The 402-nt window shown below is 40.8% G+C and carries 1 protein-coding gene; it reads right to left on the bottom strand.

What is annotated here, in order from left to right:
• Positions 1-402 (bottom strand): IS66 family transposase (locus H5993_RS09220; RefSeq protein WP_204777110.1); only part of this gene is annotated, 402 nt, incomplete at both ends.

The raw sequence follows: 402 nt of genomic DNA, 5'->3' as shown, positions 1-402 counted from the left end.
TATTTTCCTACTGTCCTTGATGATGTTAATAAACCACCGCCGAATGTGGACGAGACAAGCTCCAAATTTTATCTGCTCGTGTTTATCTTCGTTATAAGCGACATAGTCGTCACATTCGATAATTCCACGGTAATCATCACCGACTAACTCCTCAACCGTCTTTCCTTTCCGGCCGTGACGATAGTTAAACTGGATAATTGGATATTTACTGAACTCTTTGGTAGTTCTAATCACCCAGAGGTAGCCCCTCTGACTTGGTTCATCAAGTACTTTTATCGGTGTCTCATCCATATGAACCACCGGTTCTTTACGAATTTCCTTTGTCATTAGGTTAACCAGTGGTTCAAGGTACGTCTCTGATACTGAAATAACACTTCTGACAAGTGATGATTTATTTACTGG

This window comes from Limosilactobacillus alvi (genome assembly GCF_016900115.1).
GTDB classification, from domain to species: Bacteria; Bacillota; Bacilli; order Lactobacillales; family Lactobacillaceae; genus Limosilactobacillus; species Limosilactobacillus alvi.
This window is presented reverse-complemented; position numbering and strand designations above follow the sequence as displayed.